Origin of the sequence: Aquabacterium sp., assembly GCF_004297345.1 — a bacterium.
GTDB lineage: Bacteria > Pseudomonadota > Gammaproteobacteria > Burkholderiales > Burkholderiaceae_C > Aquabacterium.
The window spans coordinates 1-3759 of record NZ_SCTN01000569.1 but is presented as its reverse complement, the minus strand read 5'-3'; the positions used below and the strand labels follow the sequence as shown (position 1 = coordinate 3759).

1 protein-coding gene is annotated in these 3759 nt (G+C 63.1%); it reads right to left on the bottom strand.

All coding sequences use genetic code 11. From position 1 onward, the window contains the following. The coding region (locus tag EPO09_RS21560) for a beta strand repeat-containing protein (protein ID WP_367200101.1) at window positions 1-3710 on the bottom strand (3710 nt) is incomplete at its 3' end. Window positions 3711-3759: the final 49 nt, after the last annotated feature.

The window sequence follows — 3759 nt, the reverse complement described above, 5'->3', positions numbered from 1 at the left end:
GCGGCGGTGGTGAAGGCGCGGATCGAGGCGGTGTTCAAGCCTGCCAGGTCGCTGGTTTCGATGGCGGCGGCCTGGTTGGTGTTGAGCACGCCAATCTGGGCGGTGCTCAGCGCACCAATTTGAGCCGAGTTCAGAGCCACGACCTGATCGGTGGTCAAGGCTGCTGTATCTGTGGTGCTGAGCGCACGGATCGCAGCCGTGTTGAGGGCCCCGATCTGTGCGGTGCTCAGGGCAACCGTTTGCGCGGTGTTGAAGACGGCCACCTGGGCGGTGCTCATGGCAGCCAGGTCGGTGGTTTCGATGGCACCGATCTGGTTGGTGTTGAGCGCAGCCACTTGCGCGGTGCCCAGGGCGTTGACCTGAGCGGTGTTCAGGTTGGCGATCTGGTCGGTGGTCAGTGCGTTGACGGCGGCGGTCGTGAAGGCCCGGATCGCAGCCGTGTTCAGGCCGGCCAGATCGCTGGTTTCAATCGCAGCAGCCTGGTTGGTGTTGAGCACGCCGATCTGGCCGGTGCTCAGCGCGCCAATCTGGGCCGAGTTCATGTTGGCGATCTGGTCGCTGGTCAGCGCGGCAGTGTCAGCCGTGTTGAGCGCACGCACATGGGCCGTGTTGAGCGCAGCCACCTGTGCAGTAGACAGGGCTTGCGTACCGGCCGTGGTGAGCACAGCCACCTGGGCGGTTGTCAAACCAGCCAGGTCGGAGGTTTCGATGGCATTGACCTGCGCCGTGTTGAGGGCGGAGAACTGGGCGGTACTCAGCGCGCCGATCTGGGCAGAGTTCAGCGCCACCACCTGATCGGTGGTCAGGGCGCCGACGGCGGCCGTGGTCAGCGCACGGATGGCAGCCGTGTTGAGCGCAGCCAGATCACCGGTCTCGATGACGGCGACTTGCTTGGTGCTCAGGGCGCCGATCTGTGCCGTGGTCAGGGCGCCGATCTGGTTGGAGTTCAGCGCGACCATCTGGTCGGTCGTCAGCGCAGCCGTGTCGTTCGTGTTGAGCGAGCGCAGGGCAGTGGTGGTGATCACGCCGATCTGGTCGGTGGTCAGCGCAGCCGTTTGAGCCGTGTTGAAGGCGGCCAGCTGGGTCGAACTGATGACTGCCGCATCGGTCGTCTCCATCGCGTTGATCTGGGCGGTCGTGAAGGCCGCCATCTGGGTGCTGCTCAGTGCAGACACCTGATTGGAGTTCAGCGCCACCACCTGGTCGGTGGTCAGGGCAGCCGCGTCGGCCGTGTTCAGGGCGCGCACATCAGCGGTGTTGAGCGCCCCGATCTGGGCGGTGCTCAAGGCCACGATCTGTGCGGTGTTGAAGACCGCCACTTGCGCCGTGTTCATGGCAGCCAGGTCAGTCGTTTCAATCGCACCGATCTGGTTGGTGTTCAGCGCCGCCACTTGCGTGGTGCCCAGTGCGTTGACCTGAGCGGTGTTCAGGTTGGCGATCTGGTCGGTGGTCAGGGCGTTGACGGCAGCGGTGGTGAAGGCGCGGATCGCGGCCGTGTTCAGGCCAGCCAGGTCACTGGTTTCGATCGCGGCGGCTTGCGACGTGTTGAGCACGCCGATCTGGCCGGTGCTCAGCGCGCCAATCTGGGCCGAGTTCATGTTGGCGATCTGGTCGCTGGTCAGCGCGGCTGTGTCAGCCGTGTTGATGGCGCGGACTTCAGCCGTGGTCATGGCGCCCATTTGCGCCGTGGTAAGGGCCACGGTTTGAGCCGTGTTCAGCGCGGCGATCTGGGCCGTGTTCATGGCGGCCAGGTCGGTGGTTTCGATGGCACCGATCTGATTGGTGTTCAGTGCTGCGATCTGGGCAGTGCCCAGGGCGTTGATCTGCGCGGTATTCAGTGCCGCAATCTGGTCGGTGGTCAGCGCATTGATGGCGGCGGTGCTGAAGGCTCGGATCGACGCCGTGTTCAGGCCTGCCAGATCGCCGGTTTCGATGGCTGCGGCCTGGCTGGTGTTGAGCACAGCCACTTGCGTGGAGCTCATGGCCGCAATCTGTGCCGAGTTCAGCGAGGCGATCTGGTCGCTTGTCAGGACAGCAACGTCTGCCGTCGTGAAGGCGCGCATGTCTGCGGTGTTCATGGCGCCGACTTGCAAGGTGCTCAAAGCCACAGCGTGCGCAGTGTGTAGTACGGCCACCTGGGCAGTCGTCATTGCAGCAATGTCGGTCGTCTCGATCGCTGCCACCTGGGTGGTTGTCAGCGCGGCAATCTGCGATGTGCTCAAGGCCGCAATCTGCGTGGACGTCATTGCAACGATCTGATCGGTGGTCAGAGCGGCGACCGAGGCCGTGTTCAGTGCGCGTACTGCAGCGGTGTTCAGAGCCACGATGTCCGTGGTCTCGATGGCTGCGACTTGCTTGGTGTTGAGCGCACCGATCTGGCCTGTGGTCAGAGCACCAATCTGGTTGGAGTTCAGTGCAACGATCTGATCTGTGGTCAGCGCGGCGGTGTCATTGGTATTCAGTGCACGCAGCGATGTCGTGTTGATCACGCCGATCTGGTCGGTGGTCAACGCGGCCGTCTGGGCTGTGTTCAGCGCGGCGATCTGGCTGGAGCCGACGGCAGCCAGGTCCGTGGTCTCCATATTGGCGATCTGTGCCGTATTGAAGGCCGCGAATTGGGTGCTGGTCAGTGCTGCGACCTGATTCGAGTTCAGGGCGACGACCTGATCCGTGGTCAGGGCAGCCGTGTCGGCCGTGTTGAGTGCGCGAATGTCAGCGGTGTTGAGTGCGCCGATCTGGGCGGTGCTCAGGGCCACAGTTTGCGCTGTGCTGAACGCGGCAACTTGAGCCGTGCTCATGGCTGCCAGATCGGAGGTCTCGATGGCGCTGATCTGGTTGGTGTTCAGTGCCCCCACTTGGGTGGTGCTCAATGCATTGACTTGCGCCGTGTTCAGGTTGGCGATTTGGTCGGTGGTCAGTGCATTGACGGCGGCGGTCGTGAAAGCCTTGACCGCAGCTGTGCTCAGCCCAGCGAGGTCACTCGTCTCGATGGCCGACGCCTGCGAGGTGTTGAGCACGCCAATCTGAGCGGTGCTCAGCGCGCCGATCTGGGCCGACGTCATGTTGGCGATCTGGTCGCTGCTCAGCGCGGCCGTGTCAGCCGTGTTGATGGCGCGTACATCGGCAGTATTCAGGGCAGCGATCTGTGCTGTGGTCAGCGCAGCAGCCTGCGCCGTGTTGAGCACGGCCACCTGGGCTGTGTTCAGAACTGCCAGATCGGATGTTTCAATGGCGCCAATCTGGTTGGTGTTGAGTCCGGCAATCTGGCTGGTGCTTAAAGCGCCGACTTGCGCCGAGTTCAATGCGGCAATCTGGTCGGTGCCCATGGCAGCGATGGCTGCGGTCGACATGGCGCGAATAGAGGCCGTATTCAGCGCAATCAGATCGCTGGTTTCAATGGCGGCGACCTGAGCGGTGTTGAAGGCAGCAACTTGTGTGCTGTTGAGCGCGGCTGCGTCAGCCGTGTTCAGCGCAACAATCTGATCGGTCGTCAGCACAGCCGTTTGCGTGCTGGTGAGCGCGCCTACCTGCGACGAGTTCAAGGCCGAGATCTGATCGGTGGTCAAGTTGGCTACACCGGCAGTGGTCAGTGCGCGCACCGATGCGGTGTTCAGACCCGCCAGGTCACTGGTTTCAATGGCGGCCACTTGTGCGGTGTTCAGCGCACCAACTTGCGTCGTGGCCAAAGCCGCGATCTGGCTCGAATCCATCGCGGAGATCTGATCTGTCGTCAGGGCAGAGATGGAAGTGCTGGCGATG